At 60.3% G+C, this 18,247-nt stretch carries 16 protein-coding genes; 7 read left to right on the top strand and 9 right to left on the bottom strand.

Annotated elements, in window-relative coordinates; genetic code table 11:
• Positions 1-56: 56 nt before the first annotated feature.
• The 5 genes from pqqC (at position 57) to H8F22_RS00565 (ending at position 5,265) form a co-directional block, all read left to right on the top strand.
• Entirely contained in the window at positions 57-809 is a 753-nt protein-coding gene (gene pqqC / locus H8F22_RS00585) for a pyrroloquinoline-quinone synthase PqqC (protein WP_027923299.1), read from the top strand.
• The gene (pqqD, locus tag H8F22_RS00580; protein WP_027923300.1) at positions 806-1,078 is read left to right on the top strand and encodes a pyrroloquinoline quinone biosynthesis peptide chaperone PqqD; all 273 of its coding nucleotides are present in this window, start codon (positions 806-808) and stop codon (positions 1,076-1,078) included. Before pqqC ends, pqqD begins: the two co-directional genes overlap by 4 nt.
• The gene (pqqE, locus tag H8F22_RS00575) at positions 1,056-2,198 is read left to right on the top strand and encodes a pyrroloquinoline quinone biosynthesis protein PqqE (RefSeq protein ID WP_194939611.1); all 1,143 of its coding nucleotides are present in this window, start codon (positions 1,056-1,058) and stop codon (positions 2,196-2,198) included. Before pqqD ends, pqqE begins: the two co-directional genes overlap by 23 nt.
• 192 nt (positions 2,199-2,390) lie before the next feature.
• Positions 2,391-3,554, top strand: coding sequence for an alcohol dehydrogenase-like regulatory protein ErcA (ercA, locus tag H8F22_RS00570; RefSeq protein WP_059180994.1), 1,164 nt, complete (start codon positions 2,391-2,393; stop codon positions 3,552-3,554).
• The gene (locus H8F22_RS00565) at positions 3,538-5,265 is read left to right on the top strand and encodes a PAS domain-containing hybrid sensor histidine kinase/response regulator (RefSeq protein ID WP_027923303.1); all 1,728 of its coding nucleotides are present in this window, start codon (positions 3,538-3,540) and stop codon (positions 5,263-5,265) included. The genes ercA and H8F22_RS00565 overlap by 17 nt, the downstream gene beginning before the upstream one ends.
• Before the next feature lie 5 nt (positions 5,266-5,270).
• Here H8F22_RS00565 and H8F22_RS00560 read toward each other — a convergent pair whose 3' ends face one another.
• From H8F22_RS00560 to copC, 6 genes are all read right to left on the bottom strand, one after another.
• Positions 5,271-6,143 carry an aldose 1-epimerase gene (locus H8F22_RS00560; protein ID WP_059180993.1) on the bottom strand — a complete coding sequence of 291 codons (873 nt, stop codon included), beginning with the start codon at positions 6,141-6,143 and terminating at the stop codon, positions 5,271-5,273.
• A gap of 177 nt (positions 6,144-6,320) precedes the next feature.
• Entirely contained in the window at positions 6,321-7,211 is an 891-nt protein-coding gene (locus H8F22_RS00555; protein ID WP_194939610.1) for an SMP-30/gluconolactonase/LRE family protein, read from the bottom strand.
• A 35-nt stretch (positions 7,212-7,246) separates the two neighbouring features.
• On the bottom strand, positions 7,247-8,068 hold the full coding sequence (locus H8F22_RS00550; protein WP_027923306.1) for an NAD-dependent epimerase/dehydratase family protein: 822 nt from the start codon (positions 8,066-8,068) through the stop codon (positions 7,247-7,249).
• 246 nt (positions 8,069-8,314) lie between these two features.
• Positions 8,315-9,613, bottom strand: a complete 1,299-nt coding sequence (locus H8F22_RS00545) for an OprD family porin (RefSeq protein ID WP_027923307.1) — start codon at positions 9,611-9,613, stop codon at positions 8,315-8,317.
• 157 nt (positions 9,614-9,770) lie between these two features.
• Positions 9,771-10,631, bottom strand: a complete 861-nt coding sequence (gene copD, locus H8F22_RS00540) for a copper homeostasis membrane protein CopD (RefSeq protein ID WP_194939609.1) — start codon at positions 10,629-10,631, stop codon at positions 9,771-9,773.
• 3 nt (positions 10,632-10,634) lie between these two features.
• Positions 10,635-10,997, bottom strand: a complete 363-nt coding sequence (copC, locus tag H8F22_RS00535; protein ID WP_059180991.1) for a copper homeostasis periplasmic binding protein CopC — start codon at positions 10,995-10,997, stop codon at positions 10,635-10,637.
• A 138-nt stretch (positions 10,998-11,135) separates the two neighbouring features.
• Here copC and H8F22_RS00530 point away from each other — a divergent pair, with 138 nt between their 5' ends.
• Complete coding sequence (locus H8F22_RS00530; RefSeq protein ID WP_027923310.1) at positions 11,136-11,756, top strand: TetR/AcrR family transcriptional regulator; 621 nt, start codon at positions 11,136-11,138, stop codon at positions 11,754-11,756.
• Between the two features lie 114 nt (positions 11,757-11,870).
• Here H8F22_RS00530 and preA read toward each other — a convergent pair whose 3' ends face one another.
• The 3 genes from preA to hydA all read right to left on the bottom strand — a co-directional run bounded on the left by preA (position 11,871) and on the right by hydA (position 16,108).
• A complete protein-coding gene (gene preA, locus H8F22_RS00525) occupies positions 11,871-13,145 on the bottom strand; it encodes an NAD-dependent dihydropyrimidine dehydrogenase subunit PreA (protein WP_059180990.1) in 1,275 nt (424 codons plus the stop codon).
• Complete coding sequence (locus H8F22_RS00520; RefSeq protein WP_194939608.1) at positions 13,146-14,513, bottom strand: NAD(P)-dependent oxidoreductase; 1,368 nt, start codon at positions 14,511-14,513, stop codon at positions 13,146-13,148. It abuts the gene before it with no gap.
• A 155-nt stretch (positions 14,514-14,668) separates the two neighbouring features.
• Positions 14,669-16,108, bottom strand: coding sequence for a dihydropyrimidinase (gene hydA, locus H8F22_RS00515; RefSeq protein WP_059180988.1), 1,440 nt, complete (start codon positions 16,106-16,108; stop codon positions 14,669-14,671).
• A 541-nt stretch (positions 16,109-16,649) separates the two neighbouring features.
• On the opposite strand from hydA, the gene H8F22_RS00510 reads away from it, so the two are divergent.
• Positions 16,650-18,134 (top strand): NCS1 family nucleobase:cation symporter-1, encoded by a 1,485-nt coding sequence (locus tag H8F22_RS00510; protein WP_027923314.1) that lies wholly within the window; start codon positions 16,650-16,652, stop codon positions 18,132-18,134.
• Positions 18,135-18,247: the final 113 nt, after the last annotated feature.

Here is an 18,247-nt window from a genome sequence, read left to right as displayed (position 1 = left end):
GTGGCTTGCCCGCGATGAGGCCAGACCCGGCAGCACAAATCCATCGGAGAACCGCAATGACCGGCACTGCAATGACCCCCACCGAATTCGAAGCCGCCCTGCGCGCCAAAGGCGCCTACTACCACATCCATCACCCGTTTCACCAAGCCATGTACGCCGGCCGCGCGAGCCGCGAGCAGATTCAGGGTTGGGTCGCCAATCGCTTCTATTACCAGGTGAACATTCCGCTCAAGGATGCTGCGATCCTCGCCAACTGCCCGGACCGCGACGTGCGCCGTGAGTGGTTGCAACGGATTCTCGACCATGACGGCGTGCCCGGCAGTGAAGGCGGCATCGAAGCCTGGCTGCGTCTGGGCGAAGCGGTGGGGCTGGATCGCGAACAGATTCTGTCCCAGGAACGGGTGCTGCCTGGCGTGAGGTTCGCCGTCGATGCCTATGTCAATTTCGCCCGTCGCGCCTGCTGGCAGGAAGCGGCGAGCAGTTCGCTGACCGAGCTGTTCGCCCCGCAGATCCATCAGTCCCGACTCGACGCCTGGCCGACGCATTACCCGTGGATCGACGTTGCCGGTTATGACTATTTTCGCAACCGTTTGAGTCAGGCCCGACGCGATGTGGAGCACGGCTTGCGCATTACCTTGGCGCACTACGTCACACGCGAGGCGCAGCAACGCATGCTCGAGATCCTGCAATTCAAACTCGATGTGCTGTGGAGCATGCTCGACGCCATGAGCATGGCCTACGAGCTGGAGCGTCCGCCTTATCACACCGTCACGGCCGATAAAGTCTGGCACCGGGGGATTGCCCTGTGAGCCTGATCCAACGCGGGTGGTTGCCGTCGTTGCGCCAGGGCTTTCGTTTGCAATGGGAGCCCCGCCAGGACTGTCACGTGCTGCTGTACCCCGAAGGCATGATCAAACTCAACGCCAGCGCCGGGCAGATCCTCGATCTGGTGAATGGCCGGCGCAGTGTCTCGGCGATCATAGAGCGACTGACCGCGAATTTTCCCGGCGTACCGGGGATTGATGAGGATGTGCTGGCATTCCTGGAGGTGGCCCATGCGCAATTCTGGATTGAATGATTCACCCGTCGGCCCACCGCTGTGGCTGTTGGCCGAGCTGACCTACCGTTGCCCGCTGCAATGCCCGTATTGTTCCAACCCGCTGGATTTTGCCCGGCATGGCGAGGAGCTGAGCACCGAGGAGTGGATTCGGGTGTTTCGTGAGGCCCGCGAAATGGGGGCTGCGCAATTGGGGTTTTCCGGCGGTGAGCCATTGGTGCGACAGGACCTGGCCGAACTGATCAAAGCCGCGCGAGACATGGGCTACTACACCAACCTGATCACCTCGGGCATCGGCCTGACCGAGCAGAAAGTCCGCGACTTCAAGGTGGCCGGGCTGGACCATATCCAGATCAGCTTTCAGGCGGCTGACGAAGCGGTCAATAACATGCTCGCCGGCTCCCGCAAGGCCTTCGCCCAGAAACTGGCCATGGCCCGCGCGGTGAAAGCCCAGGGGTATCCCATGGTGCTGAACTTCGTCACCCATCGGCACAACATTGATCAGATCGCGCAGATCATCGACTTGTGTCTTGAGCTGGAAGCGGATTTTGTCGAGTTGGCCACGTGCCAATTCTACGGCTGGGCCGAACTCAATCGCGTCGGCCTGCTGCCCACCCGCGAGCAACTACAGCGCGCCGAGCGCATCACCAACGAGTATCGCGCGCGGCTTGAGGCCCAGGGCCATCCGTGCAAGCTGATCTTCGTCACCCCGGACTATTACGAAGAGCGCCCCAAAACCTGCATGAACGGTTGGGCCAATCTGTTTCTCGACATCACCCCGGACGGTACCGCGCTGCCTTGCCACAGCGCCCGTCAGTTGCCGGTGCAGTTTCCCAATGTGCGAGAGCACAGCATTGAGCACATCTGGACTGATTCGTTTGGCTTCAACCGTTTTCGTGGCGATGACTGGATGAAGGAGCCGTGCCGCTCGTGTGATGAAAAGCACAAGGACCTGGGCGGCTGCCGTTGCCAGGCGTTCATGCTCACCGGCGATGCCGCCAATGCCGACCCGGTGTGCAGCAAGTCGCCGCACCATGGCGTGATCCTCAAGGCCCGGGAAGAAGCCGAAGCCGTGGGGCAGGGCATGGAACACCTGACGTTGCGCAACGAAAAGGCTTCGCAGCTGATCTACCGCGGATGAATCTGGCAACACCAATCCCTTGTAGCAGTGAGCCTGCTCGCGATAGCGGTTTAACATTCAGCATCTTTGTTGGCTGACACTCCGTCATCGCGAGCAAGCTCGCTCCCACAGTGTTCTTTGGTCTGATTGCATTCGCAGCCGGATGGTTTAGTGTGGGTTCTATCTTCCAAAACAATAAAAACAGGCTTTCCAATGAGCCAGAGTCTCAGCCAGCTGCGTAAGTTCGTGTCTCCAGAAATCATCTTCGGTGCCGGCTGTCGGCACAATGTCGGTAACTACGCCAAGACCTTCGGTGCCCGCAAAGTCCTGGTGGTCAGCGACCCCGGGGTGATTGCCGCCGGTTGGGTCGCCGACGTCGAGGCCAGCCTGCAAGCGTTGGGTATCGATTACTTCCTGTACGCCGATGTCTCCCCCAATCCGCGGGTCGAAGAAGTGATGCTCGGCGCCGAGCTGTACCGGGAAAACCATTGCGATGTGATCGTCGCCGTCGGCGGTGGCAGCCCGATGGATTGCGGCAAAGGCATCGGCATTGTCGTTGCTCACGGACGCAGCATTCTCGAATTCGAAGGCGTGGACACCATCCGCGTGCCCAGCCCGCCCCTGATCCTGATTCCGACCACCGCCGGCACGTCGGCTGATGTGTCGCAGTTCGTGATCATTTCCAACCAGCAAGAACGCATGAAGTTCTCCATCGTCAGCAAAGCGGTGGTGCCGGACGTCTCGTTGATCGACCCGGAAACGACCCTGAGCATGGACCCGTTCCTGTCGGCGTGTACCGGCATCGATGCGTTGGTGCACGCCATCGAAGCCTTTGTCTCCACGGGCCACGGGCCACTGACCGATCCCCATGCGCTGGAAGCGATGCGGTTGATCAACGGCAACCTGGTGCAAATGATTGCCAACCCGACAGACATCGCCCTGCGCGAGAAGATCATGCTCGGCAGCATGCAAGCCGGGCTGGCGTTCTCCAACGCGATTCTCGGCGCTGTGCACGCGATGTCCCACAGCCTGGGCGGGTTCCTCGATCTGCCCCATGGCCTGTGCAACGCGGTGTTGGTGGAACATGTGGTGGCGTTCAATTACAGCTCGGCGCCGGATCGCTTCAAGGTAATCGCCGAGACCTTCGGCATCGATTGCCGTGGCCTGAACCACCGTCAGATCTGCGCGCGACTGGTGGAGCATCTGATTGCGCTCAAACACGCAATCGGCTTCCACGAGACCCTTGGCTTGCACGGGGTCAGTACGGCGGACATTCCGTTCCTGTCGCAACACGCCATGCACGACCCGTGCATCCTGACCAATCCGCGCGAATCCAGTCAGCGTGATGTCGAGGTCGTCTATGGCGAAGCCCTCTGACGATCAGCAACGGGCACTGGCGGGGTTACTCGGGTTAGGCAGCCATTCGGCGCGCAAGAGCCATTACCCGGAACTGGCCGCGCGGCTCGACGAGCTGGAAGCCGAGCGCAATCGCTACAAATGGTTGTTCGAAAACGCGGTCCAGGGGATTTTCCAGGCCAGCCTGCACGAAGGCATGCGGGCCGCCAACCCGGCGTTGGCGCACATGCTCGGCTATCAGGACCCGCAAGAGGTGCTGTTTTCCCTGGCGGACCTGGCGAGCAACCTGTTTGTCGGCGGGGCCAGTGAGCTGGAAAACATCGGCGAAATCCTTAAGCATCAACGCAGCCTGCACGGCTATGAAACCCAGTTGCGGCGCAAGGACGGCAGCAGCCTCGATGTCTTGATGAACCTGTTGCTCAAGCCCGATCAGGAAGGCCTGGTTGAGGGGTTCGTCGCCGACATCACCGAACGCAAACAAGCCCAGCAGCGTTTACAACAACTCAACGATGAGCTGGAGCAACGGGTCGCCGCGCGCACCGATGAGTTATTGGAAGCCAACCGCAACCTGCAACAGCAGATCACCCAGCGCAAGCAGATCGCCGAGGCTTTGCGCGATGCCCGCGACGCCGCTGAGGCCGCCAATCGCAGCAAGGACAAATACCTCGCGGCGGCCAGTCACGACCTGCTGCAACCGCTTAACGCTGCGCGCTTGCTGATCTCGACGCTGCGTGAACGAAAGCTGCCTGACGTTGAACAGGTCCTGGTCGAGCGTACTCATCAGGCGCTGGAGGGGGCCGAAGATTTGCTCACTGATTTGCTGGATATATCCCGGCTCGATCAGGCGGCGGTCAAACCCGACGTTGCCCTTTATCGTCTCGACGAATTGCTCGGGCCGCTGGTGTCCGAATTTCAGTCGGTCGCCGAAGCGGCAGGGTTGAACCTGCGCGTGCAGGTGGGCGAGTACGCCATCAGCACCGACCTGCGCCTGATGACGCGCATCCTGCGTAACTTCCTCAGTAACGCCTGCCGCTACACCGACGAGGGCAGCATCCTGCTGGGCGCAAGGCGTCGCGGCGAGATGCTGCGCCTGGAGGTCTGGGACACCGGGCGTGGCATCGCCGCGGACCGACTGGATTCGATTTTCCTGGAGTTCAACCAACTCGACGTCGGACGCGCCGCCGACCGCAAAGGTGTGGGGTTGGGGCTGGCCATTGTTGAGCGCATCGGCAAGATTCTCGGTTATCGGATTGGGGTTAAATCGGTGCCGGGACGAGGGTCGATGTTCAGCATCGACGTACCGATTTCCCATGAGGTGCCGCTGCCGATCAGTCAGGCTGCGCCTCAGTTGACCACGGGCAATCCCTTGCCGGGCCGACGCCTGCTGGTGCTGGACAACGAAGTCAGCATTCTCGAGAGCATGAGCGCGCTGCTTGGGCAGTGGGGGTGCGAGGTGGTCACGGCCACGGATGAATCCTCGGCGCTGGCGGCGCTGCGTGGGCAAGCGCCGGAACTGATCCTGGCGGACTATCACCTCGATCATGGCGTAGTGGGCTGCGATGTGGTCAGGCATTTGCGTGAGCATTACGGCCAGGTGATTCCGGCGGTAATCATCACGGCGGACCGCACGGATCAGTGTCGACGCTCATTGCAGCGACTCGGCGCGCCGCTGCTGAACAAGCCGGTGAAACCCGGCAAGCTGCGTGCGGCGCTGAGTCAGATGCTCGGGTAATGGCGTTATCCGAGCGCGCGATACTGCAGGCTGAACCCAAGCTCCGCCGACTGACCTTGCTCCAGCAACCGTAACCCTGGCCGGCCGGGCAGGTGATGCGCGTTGACGGGGTGGCTCACCGGTTCGATGCAGAAAAACTCCAGACCGACCGGGCAGTAGAGCAGGTAATAATCGCTGCCGGTGGCCTGGCATTCCAGCGCATAACCGAGGTCGGGTTGCTGGATCAGGCAATGGCCGTCCCAGTGGCAGAAACCGTTGTCGACCAGGGAGGCGGGTAAGGCGCGCGGTTGACGGAAATCCCAGTCAGCGGGCAACTCGATCAACTCGGTTGGCAGTTTCGAACCATCGCATAACCAGACTTTCTCGGCCTTGGCCTGTAGCTGCGTGTTCGACGTGCGCGGACAGTAGGGGTGCAAACCGAGGCCATGCCACGCGGCGCGGTCGGCCAGGTGGGTGACCTGTAATTCGATGCTCAACTGGCCCTTGCACAGATGAAACCGCTGCCGGGCGCGATAGGCGAACGGCGTGCTGCTGTCGAGTTGCAGGACCACTTCGTTGGCCGATTGCGACACCACTTGCCACGGTTGCTGCCAGGCGCTGCCGTGAATGGGCAGCGGATCGGTGAGGCTATTGGGCGTCAACGCCAGCCAGCCCTCGGGGCAATCGAAACCACCCTCGGCGATGCGGTTGGACCACGGCACCAGGGGATAGCAGCCGAGTTTGCCCGGCAGGCCGGTGTTCAGCGCATGGGCGTCAGTGTGACGGAGCAGCGGTTGGCCGGTGCTGCGAACCGTCCAGTTGACGAGGCTGCCGCCGAGCTCGGGGGCGAGGGTGAGGTGGGTCAGTTCGTCTTCGAGTTCGAGAAGCGTCATTGTCATTGTGAAATGCCTGGCTCAATGGGGACATTGTGGCGAGGGAGCTTGCTCCCGCTCGGCTGCGAAGCAGTCGCCAATACAGCTGCCTCGATACAAATGAAAGATTGTCGGGGCCGCTGCGCGACCCAGCGGGAGCAAGCTCCCTCGCCACATGGGAAGGCGCTTATTTTCTTCATTCAGTCAGGGAACATTGAACAGCGGTTCCGGCAACCCGGTAACACCCGGATCGAGGGCAAACACGCCACCGGCCAGGGACTGCTCATCTTGGTCGTCACCGGGGCGAATCGAGGTCACAAACAGCGTGTCCAGGCGGCTGCCACCGAAGGCGCACATGCTGGGTTTCTTCACCGGGACGGCGAGGGAGCGATCCAGTCGGCCGTCAGGGGTAAAGCGGTGAATCAACCCGGCGTCATTACCGCAGATCCAGTAGCAACCGTCGGCATCCACCGCCGCACCGTCAGGGCGACCGGGGAACTGGTTCATGTCGACAAACAGCCGCCGATTGGACGGCGTGCCGCTGTCGATGTCGTAGTCAAAGGCCCAGATTTTCTGAACGTGGGGATGCGAGTCGGACAGGTACATCGTCCGCCCATCCGGGCTGAAACCCAGGCCGTTTGGAACGATAAACCCGCCGAGTTGTGCCTCCAGCGGCCCTCGTTGACCGGCGCTGTAGCGGTAAAGCGTGCCGTCAGCCGCGTTGGCGCCCATGTTCAACACCATGCTGCCCGCCCAGAAACGCCCCTGACGGTCGCAACGACCATCGTTCAGGCGCATGTCCGTGCGGGCGTGGTCGACGTGGGCGAGCAATTGACTGTCGAGGCTGCCGTCGGTGTGCGGGTGCAGATGGAAAAAGCCGCTTTCCATCCCGGCTACCCAGCCACCGTCACGGTGGCGGGTGATGCACGCGAGCATTTCCGGCGCGGTCCACGCATCGACGTGTCCGCTGGCGGCACTCCAGCGTTGCAGGGCGCCGGCAGGAATATCGACCCAGTACAGGGCGTTTTCCTCGGGGACCCACACCGGGCATTCACCGACAGCGTTTCGGGCATCGACAATCAATTCGGCTTGCATGGCCACTCATTCCCTTGGTTTTTTGTTGTTGGGGGTCAGTCGCCGAACGGGCCCGACGCGACAAACGCACCACCTTGGTAAACCATCGCCGGGTCATCAGCGGCCGGCATCGGTTGGGTCTCGATTTTTTCGCGGAATACTTCGGAGTTGTCCTGTGGTTGATAACCCAGGCCGGATGCGAAACGGTTGTCCCACCAAACGTGCTTGTTGTCGGACACGCCATACACCACGGTGTGGCCGACGTTCGGGGCGTACAAGGCGCATTCCAGCAATTGGGTCAGGTCGCCGAAGCTCAACCACGTGCTCATCATGCGGCGGTTTTGCGGTTCCGGGAACGATGAGCCGATACGCACGCTGACGGTCTCGATGCCGTAGCGATCGAAGTAAAAACTGGCCATGTCTTCGCCGTAGGACTTGGACAAACCGTAGTAGCTGTCCGGACGACGTGGGGAGTGTGCGTCGATGACCTGGTCTTGCTTGTAGAAACCGATGACGTGGTTGGAGCTGGCGAAGATCACGCGCTTCACACCGTGGCGGCGCGCGGCTTCGTAGATGTGGAACACGCCGCAGATATTGGCGCCGAGGATCTGCTCGAATGAGTGCTCGGTCGACACACCGCCAAAGTGCAGGATCGCATCCACGCCTTCGACCAATTGATGCACGGCTTGCTTGTCTGCCAGATCGCACGGCACGATTTCTTCGCGGTCATCGATCGCCGGAGCGAGGTCGACGATGTCCGACAGGCGAATCACATTGGCATAGGGGCGCAGGGTTTCGCGCAAGACTTTACCCAGGCCACCGGCGGCACCGGTCAGCAGCAGGCGATTGAAAGGGAGGCGGGTGGTCGTAGTAGTCATGGGAATCCTGGACAAACAGTTGTTGTTATTGAGTCGTTGTAGGTTGTCGTACGACTTTGCTGAAGTATCGTAAGGGTCTCAGGGTCTTGTCAACGCGACGTTGGTTGAAATGGACGGAGGGTCAATTCCTGATTGGAAAACCATCCTTGCAGGAGTGAGCCTGCTCACGATGGCGTTGGATCAGTCAACCAAAGTGCTGATTGAACGATAGCTATCGCGAGCAAGCTCGCTCCCACAGGGTCGGTGTTACAACAGCGAAATCGGGTAGTTGATGAAAATGCGGTTCTCATCGAACTCGTTGGTGCTGAAGCTCTTGCGAATGCTCGCGTTGCGCCATTTCACGTTGAGGTTTTTCAACGGCCCGCTCTGTACGGTGTAGGCCAGTTCGGATTCACGGCCCCATTCTTCGCCGTCGGTGATCTTCCCGGTGTGCACGTTATCGCCGCTGATGTAGCGGTTCATCAGGGTCAGGCCAGGAACGCCGAGGGCGACGAAGTTGTAGTCGTGACGCACCTGCCAGGATTTTTCCTTGGCGTTATCGTAGCTGGAGTTGTAGCTGTCGTTGGCCAGGGTGCCGCCGCTGGTCCCGTTGACGCGCATCCATTGATCGTCACCGGTGAGTTTTTGCAGGCCGACGTAGAAGGTGTTGCCGCCGTATTTGGCCGAGAGCAGGGCGAACGCGGTTTTGTTGTCGAGATCGCCGGCCAGGGCGCTGCCGTTTTCCTTACCGATGAAGTAACCAAGGTTGGCGCCGAGGGTCCAGTCGCCAAGCGGTTGGGTGTGGTTCAGGTTGAAATACTGTTGCTGGTAGATGTCGCTGAGCTCGTCGTACCAGACGCCGATCTGGGTGTGTTTGTCGTTGAACGTGTATTCGCCGCCGCCGAAGTTGAAACGATCTGAAGTAATGGACGCGGATTTACCGTTCATGAACATGTCTTCCATGCTCGAGTCATTGCGCGGGCTGTTTTTCTGGAACTGGCCGCCATACAGCGTCAGACCGCTGATCTCGCTGGACGTCACCTGGCCACCGCGGAAGGTTTGCGGCAGGGAACGACCATCATCGGAGCGCAGGATCGGTAGCACCGGCATCCAGTCACCGATCTTCAACTCGGTCTTCGACAGCCGGGTCTTAAACGCTACGTCGGTGCGACCGAAGGTGTCCGCCGGGCGGCCATCATGGTCCAGCGGCAGCAGTTGGGTACCGCCGGTGCCTTTACCGCCATCGAGCTTGACCGAGTACAGTCCCAGCACATCCAGGCCGAACCCGACGGTGCCCTGGGTGAACCCGGATTTGGCGTCGAGGATGAAGTTTTGCGTCCACTCTTCAGCCTTGCCCTGCGGATACGCCGGGTTGGTGTAGTTGCGGTTGAAGTAGGCGTTGCGCAGGTTCAGCGTGGCCTTGGCGTCGTCGGTGAAACCTTCGGCATGGCCGGCCATCGGCAGGGCGAGGGCCAGGCCGCTGCAACCAATGAGGCCCAGGGTATGACGGCGTTTGAACATCGGATGTGGGGTGCAGGCGGACGAATTGCGGACGAGCTTGCTCACAGTAACGCTCCCAGACTTCTTGTTGTTTTTATTTTTGTTATACGTCGTCGTACAACATTGGCGGCGATTATTTGCGAGGGTTTGAGGGCTTGTCAATCAGAAGTTGTACGATGACATGGCGCCATGGGTCAGGACGCCGAAAAACCTGTGGGAGGGGTCAGCTGGAGATCATGGGGGGCAGGGTGCCGAGGAGGGACACTGCTGCGACTGCACCCATCCCCAGCATCCATTCGAGGATTACACTGGTTTTGAGTGTCGACAGACGCTGCTCGCTATCGTTGATGCGCAGGCGATTGAACAGCGCCAAACCGAGCATCGCCGCAATCAGCGCCACCTTGATTAACAGGATCAACGCAAAACCAGTGAACAACGGCGTCGGCCAGAACACTCCGGTCAGGACCCGAACGTTGATCAACCCGGTGATCAGCAGCCCCGCCACCAAGGCGTAACCGACACCACTAAAGCGCTGCAATATCGCTTTGACGGGCTGCTCTGCCGGTTGACGCAAGATCATCACCAACAGCATCAAACCACCGAGCCAGGCACCCACGCAGGTCAGGTGAACGACTTGATTGAGCATCAACAACTGGCCATTGAGCCCGTCCAGCATGGCGCCGTGACCGACCGGTGCGAGGGTCGCCAGCAACAGGCTGGCGAGGCCGATTCGCAGCGACTTGTTGGCCCGCCAAGGGCTCATCAGCAACGCCACCAGCATCCCATTGAGCAACAAGTGCCAGCGCCAGACCTGGCCAAAAAACGTGTTGCCCAACACCAGGTGCAGGGTCGACGGATCAAATGCCGCTTCCCATGCTCCGGCCATGCTCGCGGTGATCAGCAGCAACCAGGCAACGCCGCTGGCCAATGCCACGGCGGCCAGCCAGCGACTGGTCAACGCCAGCTTGCGATCAAGGTGCTCAGCGTTGCCATTGAGCAGCAAGGGCCGAAACACCCACGCCCCGAACAGCATCAGCACCATGGTGAAATGCACAAAGCGACACAGCACCATCGCGCTCGTCATGAATTACTGGCCAACCTTGAAGCTGTAGGCGCCTTCGCTTTTGTGGGTGTCGACGGACACCGCGTGCCACTCGACTTTATAGGTGCCTGCGGTCAGCGGTGCGGCAGGCGTAACGACCAGGGTTTTCTTGTCACTGCCTTCGGTGGCGAGACTCTTCACCGGGACTGCGGCGCCGTCCTTGGTGAGCGTGACCTTGGTGAAGGTCGCTTCAACGCCTTCGGAAAACTCCAGGCGCAACTCCGCTGGCGCGCTCACGGTGCTGTCGGCGGCCGGGGTCTGGCCTTTGAGATGGGCGTGAGCCCACACCGATGAAGCGGCCAGCAGCGAGCCGAGGAGGGCGGTGGTGACCAGGGCTTTCTTGAGCATCGTGAATACCTCTGAGGCAGGTTCGAAGTGGCGCCAGTTTACCCGCCGACAGCTGAGTGTCGAAGTTTCGTTTTAGCCTGTCGCCCTGACGTGGAGCCGGATGCTAGTCTTGGTCAACGCTGGCGTCAGGGAGCCCTCATGGGCAATCACAAGATCGGGATTCGTCGCAGTAACGTCGAGAAAATTCTGCTGGGGGCGGAAAAGGTCTTCGCCGAAAAAGGCTTTGGCGGCACCGCCATGGCCGACATCGCTGCCGAAGTGCAACTGCCACGCTCCAACCTCCATTACTACTTCAGCACCAAGACCGAGCTGTACAGCGCCGTGCTGTTCGATCTGCTGGAAGTGTGGAAGCAGGACGCGTTGTGCTTCGAGATGTTCGACGATCCGCGCGTGGTACTCAGCAGCTACATCCGCGCCAAGATGAACCACTCACGCAGCCGGCCTTACGGGTCGAAAGTCTGGGCCAACGAAATCATCCACGGTGCGCCGACACTCGGTGAGGCGCTGGACGCCAGCCTGTATGACTGGGCGAAGATGAAAGAAGCGAAAATCCGTCAGTGGGTGGATGACAAACGCATCCTGCCGGTGGAGCCTTCGAGCCTGCTGTACATGATCTGGGCGTCGACCCAGCACTATGCGGACTTTGATCATCAGGTGAATATCTTGAATGATCACCAGCCGCTGTCGGACATGCAGTTCGAGCGGGCGGTGCAGACGGTGACCAGCGTGATTTTGCGGGGGATCGGGTTGGAGCCTTGAGCCTGTGGTGATGCTGCCGGCCCCATCCCGAGCAGGCTCACTCTTACCTTGGAACGCATTTCAACTGTAGGAGTGAGCCTGCTCGCGATGGGGCCAGTTCAGGCTCAGCAAATCTCAGACCGCTACATGGTACGGATTCCTCGGATCATGATTCCAATCCAGAAACGGCTTGCCCGTGTCCATCGGCACCATCTCGATGCAGTCCTGCACCGGGCAAGTGATCTGGCACAGGTTGCAGCCCACACACTCCTCATCAATCACTGAATACTGATGCGTCCCGTCCGCCTGCTTCACGCTGGCAATCGCCTGGTGCGACGTATCCTCGCAAGCAATGTGACAGCGACCACACCCGATGCACGTCTCCTGATCAATCTTGGCGATCACCTGATAGTTGATATCGAGGTACTTCCAGTCCGTGGTGTTGCCCACCGCCCGCCCGGAAAATTCCGAAATGCTGGCGTAGCCCTGACTGTCCATCCAGCGTGACAGACCGTCCTTCATCTCCTCTACGATCCTGAAACCGTGCAGCATCGCCGCCGTGCACACCTGCACCGAACCGCTGCCCAGCGCAATGAATTCCGCCGCATCGCGCCAACTGCCAATGCCGCCGATGCCAGAGATCGGCAGGCCCTGGGTCTGCGGGTCACGGGCGATTTCGGCGACCATGTTCAGCGCAATCGGCTTGACCGCCGAGCCGCAATAACCGCCATGAGTGCTTTGGTTGCCCACGACCGGGTTGGCGACCATGCGCTCCAGATTCACGCTGGTGATCGAGTTGATGGTGTTGATCAGCGACACCGCATCTGCGCCCCCGCGATGGGCCGCGCGGGCGGCGACGCGGATGTCGGTGATGTTCGGCGTGAGCTTGACGATCACCGGCAGCGAGCAATACGTCTTGCACCAGCGGGTCACCTGTTCGACGTACTCCGGCACCTGGCCGACCGCCGCGCCCATGCCGCGTTCCGGCATGCCGTGGGGGCAGCCGAAGTTCAGTTCGATGCCGTCGGCGCCGGTGGCTTCTACCAGTGGCAGGATGAATTTCCAGGATTCTTCGACGCAGGGCACCATCAGTGAAACGATCAGCGCGCGGTCCGGCCAGTCCTTTTTGACCTGAGTAATTTCCCGCAGATTGATCTCCAGCGAGCGGTCAGTGATCAGCTCGATATTGTTGAAACCCACCACCTCACGGTTGGCGCCGAAATGCGCCGAGTAGCGCGATGACACGTTGACCGCCGCCGGGTCTTCACCCAGGGTTTTCCAGACCACGCCACCCCAACCGGCCTCGAAGGCACGGACCACGTTGTAGGCCTTGTCGGTCGGTGGCGCGGAGGCCAGCCAGAACGGATTGGGGGCTTTGATGCCGGCGAAGACAATCGAGAGATCGGCCATTTACGCAGCCTCCACGTTGAGCATCAGTTGAGCGTTGATCGCCTCGGCGGCGCGTTTGCCGTGTTGCACCGCTTGCACGGTGAGGTCCTGATCGAGGCTGGTGCAGTCGCCGCCGGCATACACGCCGGGGATGCTGGTGCGCAGCTGTTCGTCCACTTCAATCCGCTCGCCCTGACGCTTGAGCTCACGGGCCAGCGGGTCGGCGAGGGCGCTGCCGTCAAAGGCCTGGCCGATGGCTTTGAAGATGGCGTCAGCGGCCAGTTCGAAGGTTTGCCCGGTGGTTTGCAGGCGACCCTCCACCAGATGGGTGCGGGCGAAGCGCATGCCGCGCACCTTGCCTTGGTCGTCGAGCAGCACTTCTTCCGGCTGCGCCCATGTCAGTAAACGCACTTGATTGGCCTTGGCGATGTCCTGTTCGTGACCGGTGGCGCCCATGTCTTCCACGCCACGGCGGTACACCAGATTCACATCGCGAGCGCCGAGACGGGCCATTTGCACGGCCATGTCGATGGCGGTGTTGCCGGCGCCGAGGACGATGCAGTGGTCCGCCAGCGGCAGTTGAGTCAGGTCATCGGCCTGGCGCAGTTCGCGAATGTAATCGGTCGCCGCGATCAAACCGGGCGCCTCTTCGTGGGCCAGGCCGAGTTGTTTGCTGGCATTCAGGCCGAGGCCGAGAAACACCGCGTCGAATTGTTGATGCAAGTCGCTGAGGCTCAAGTTGTCGCCGAGCTTTTGCCCGTGGCGGATTTCGATGCCACCGATTTGCAGGAGGAACTCCAGCTCCTTCTGCGCGTAGTCATCCACCAGTTTGTACTTGGCAATCCCGTATTCGTTGAGGCCACCGGCCTTTTCCCGGGCTTCGAAAATCACCACGTCATGGCCGTGCATGGCGCTGCGGTGCGCACAGGACAAACCGGCCGGGCCGGCCCCGACCACGGCGATGCGTTTGCCGGTTGAGGGCGCACGCGGGAAAGGGTGTTCGCTGAAGTGCGCGTTGTCGACGGCGTAGCGTTGCAGCAAGCCGATCAAGACCGGTGCGCATTCATGGTCGTTGTTGCGCACGCAGGCTTGCTGACAAAGGATTTCCGTCGGGCACACCCGAGCGCAACTGCCACCGAGGATGTTCGCCGAGAGGATTTTCTGCGCGGCGCCCTGAACGTTTTCCTGATGGATATTGCGGATGAAAGACGGGATGTCGATCTCGCTGGGACAGGCGTTCACGCAGGGCGCGTCGTAGCAATACAGGCAACGCGAGGCTTCCAGATGGGCCTGGCGGTCGTTGAGCGGCGGCGCCAGGTCGGTGAAATGGCCGGCGAGGGCGGCGGCATTCTCGTAAGGATGCGGAAGGTGGTTCAGGGTCTTGATCACGGTAGTGGCCTCACGGTGATGGAGGTGCTGCCTCTGTCGGGCATTGGTTTTTGTGTTGTCAGGGCTGCCGCCATCGCGGGCAAGCCACGCTCCCACATTTGAAATGCATTCCCCTGTGGGCGCGTGGCTTGCCCGCGATAGGCCGAAGGCCGCTTTCAGCGTTTCACAGCAGTAGGCCTGTTCAACTCAGCCCGCTTGCTCAGCAAATCAAACACCGCCGGATACGCCGGCCGTTCGACATACCGCCCCGCCCCCCGCTCGGCGCGCAAGTCGCCATCGGCCCAGACCACGCGGCCCTGGCTGACGGTGTGGCTCGGCACGCCGCGCACGGTCTTGCCTTCAAAGATGTTGAAGTCGACCTGCTGGTGATGGGTTTTGGCTGAAATCGTCCGCGTGCCTTCCGGGTCCCACAGCACCAGGTCGGCATCGGCACCGACCCGAATCGCGCCTTTGCGTGGGTAGAGGTTGAAGATCTTTGCGGTGTTGGTGGACGTCAGCGCCACGAAGTGCTGCATCGACAGGCGCCCGGTGTTGACCCCTTCATCCCAGAGCACCGCCATGCGGTCTTCGATACCGGCGGTGCCGTTGGGGATTTTGCTGAAGTCGTCGCGGCCGGCGGCTTTTTGTTCGGCGCAGAAGCAGCAATGGTCGGTCGCGGTGGTGTGCAGATTGCCGGACTGCAAGCCATGCCACAGTGCCTCTTGATGGCCGCGAGGACGGAAGGGCGGGCTCATCACGTAACCGGCGGCGGTCTGCCAGTCCGGGTGTTGGTAAACGCTGTCGTCCAGCAGCAGATGCCCGGCCAGCACTTCGCCGTAGACTTGTTGACCCTTGCTGCGGGCGTAGGTGATTTCGTCGAGGGCTTCTTTGGTCGAGACATGCACCAGGTACAGCGGCGTGCCCAACGTCTCGGCAATGCGGATCGCCCGACTGGCGGCTTCGCCTTCCACCTGCGACGGACGCGACAGTGGATGCGCTTCCGGTCCGGTGATGCCCTGCGCCATCAACTTGCGTTGCAGGTGATAGACCAGTTCGCCATTTTCGGCATGCACAGTGGGCACCGCACCCAATTCCAGGCAACGCTCAAAACTCGCCACCAGCGTGTCGTCGGCGGCCATGATCGCGTTTTTGTACGCCATGAAGTGCTTGAAGCTGTTGACCCCGTGGTGGTTGACCAGCTCCGCCATCTCCTCGCGCACCTGCTCGCTCCACCAGGTGATCGCGACATGGAAGCCGTAATCCGACGCCGACTTCTCGGCCCAGCCGCGCCACTGGTGAAACGCTTCCATCAGCGATTGCTGTGGATTGGGAATCACGAAGTCAATGATCGACGTAGTGCCACCGGCCAGTCCCGCCGCCGTGCCACTGAAAAAGTCTTCGCTGGCCACGGTGCCCATGAAGGGCAATTGCATGTGCGTGTGCGGATCGATGCCGCCGGGCATCAGGTACTGGCCGCTGCCGTCGAGCACTTCGGCACCTGCCGGAACATCAAGATTATCGCCAATGGCTTTGATCACGCCGTCGGCGCAATAGACGTCGGCGCGATAACTTTCATCATGGGTAACAACGGTGGCGCCACGGATCAACAGAGACATTCCGAGTTCCTCGCAGGCAATGACCGGCTTATGCCGGTTCTAGGTGTTTTATATGAAACTGTCGCCAACAGGTGTATTCCTGTCAGTGCTGTCAGGAATTGAAGCTAGTCTGAGTTTATGAATTCAGCAAGAATATTTTTTATAAGCTTATGACTGTTTTAAATAATTGATTAATAACGATTAAATCAATAATTCACCAAAATGGTGAGGCTTCTCACCATTTTGACGCACTTGACAGGTTCCAAAAATAGACGAGATTTTCTATGTGAAATCAGCCGCTTGAGGATGGTCTATGGTTGATGCGCAACGTTTCAAAAAAGTTTGATGCACCAGTTTGAGTCCTGACGGTTCGGACAACGTGGCTGGCAAGCAGCCTGAGTGAACAGGCATACCGTCCGGGACTTGCCGGATATATGAATAAAAACAGTTGGTTGTAACGTTTTATGGAACTGCCCGATGCGTAATCGAATGGCCCGGCACGTTTATTGATGCCCCGGCTGCTTGATGAGCAAAAAATAATTCAAAGAACAGTGGAGCGGCCATGCAACAGATCAGATCGCAAGTGACCGAGCGTAACGGCTTGTATGAACTCGAAGCCGGTAGCGACGTTCTCGACAGTCCCCGTTACAACCACGACATGGCACCGACCAAGCTGCATGAGCGAACCTGGAACAAATGGCACATCACCGCGCTGTGGATCGGCATGGCGATTTGTGTGCCGACCTACACCCTGGGCGGCGTGCTCACTGCGTATTTCGGGCTGACCGTGGGTGAGGCGCTGCTGGCGATCCTGTTTGCCAACATCATCGTGCTGATCCCGCTGACACTGAACGCTTTCCCCGGCACCAAATACGGCATTCCGTTTCCGGTGTTGCTGCGTTCCAGCTTTGGCGTTCTCGGTTCCAACATTCCCTGTCTCATCCGCGCCCTGGTGGCGTGTGGCTGGTTCGGGATTCAAACGATGTTCGGCGGGTTGGCCATTCACCTGTTCCTGGGCTCGGTGTTCGAGGGCTGGAAGTCGTTGGGCGGCACCGGTGAAGTCATCGGTTTTATGGTGTTCTGGGCGCTGAACCTGTGGGTGGTGATTCGCGGCGCCGAGTCGATCAAGTGGCTGGAAACCCTGTCCGCGCCGCTGTTGATTTTGGTCGGTGCGGGTTTGCTGGTGTGGGCGCTGCCGAATGTGTCGATGACCGAGTTGCTGGCGATCCCGGCCAAGCGTCCTGAGGGCGCGAGCGTGGCGGGTTACTTCGCCGCCGGCCTGACCGCGATGGTCGGTTTCTGGGCCACCTTGTCGTTGAACATCCCGGACTTCAGCCGTTACGCCAAAAGCCAGAAAGACCAGATCATCGGGCAGATTATCGGCCTGCCGCTGACCATGTTCCTGTTCGCCTCGCTGGGTGTGGTCATGACCGCCGCGTCGGTGAAACTGGTGGGCGTGACCGTCTCCGACCCGGTGACGCTGATCGGGCATATCCAGAGCCCGGTCTGGGTGGCGCTGGCCATGGCGCTGATCATCATCGCCACGCTGTCCACCAACACCGCGGCCAATATCGTCTCGCCGACCAACGATTTCCAGAACGTCGCGCCCAAGTTGATCAACCGTACCAAAGCGGTGTTGCTCACCGGGGTGGTGGGGCTGGTGTTGATGGCGCATGAACTGCTGAAAAAACTTGGGTTGATTGTTTCGGACCTGAGCCTGGAAACGGTCTATTCGAACTGGCTGCTGGGGTATTCCAGCTTGCTCGGGCCGATTGCCGGAATCATGGTGGTGGACTATTTCCTGATCAAGAAACAGCAACTGGATCTGGCCGGGTTGTATCGCGATGACGTGTACCCGGCGTGGAACTGGTTCGGTTTTATCGCGTTCGGTGTGCCGGTGGTATTGACGCTGTTGTCGCTGGGCAGCGATGCGTTCAGCTGGTTCTACAGCTACGGCTGGTTTACCGGCTCGGCGTTGGGCGGGGTGATTTATTACGGGTTGTGCTCGTTGCGGCCTAGCCCATCCGTGGCGAAATCTGCGGTGTAAGTGATGGCCCCATCGCGAGCAAGCTCGCTCCCACAGGGTTTTTGTGAGCACTAAAAATTCCCTGTAGGAGCCAGGCTTGCCCGCGATGGCGGCCTTAAGAACACCCAGAAAAT

Source organism: Pseudomonas mucoides (assembly GCF_015461845.1).
Classification (GTDB): domain Bacteria; phylum Pseudomonadota; class Gammaproteobacteria; order Pseudomonadales; family Pseudomonadaceae; genus Aquipseudomonas; species Aquipseudomonas mucoides.
The sequence above is the reverse complement of the archived record's forward strand: the minus strand, read 5'-3'. Positions and strand labels throughout refer to the sequence as shown.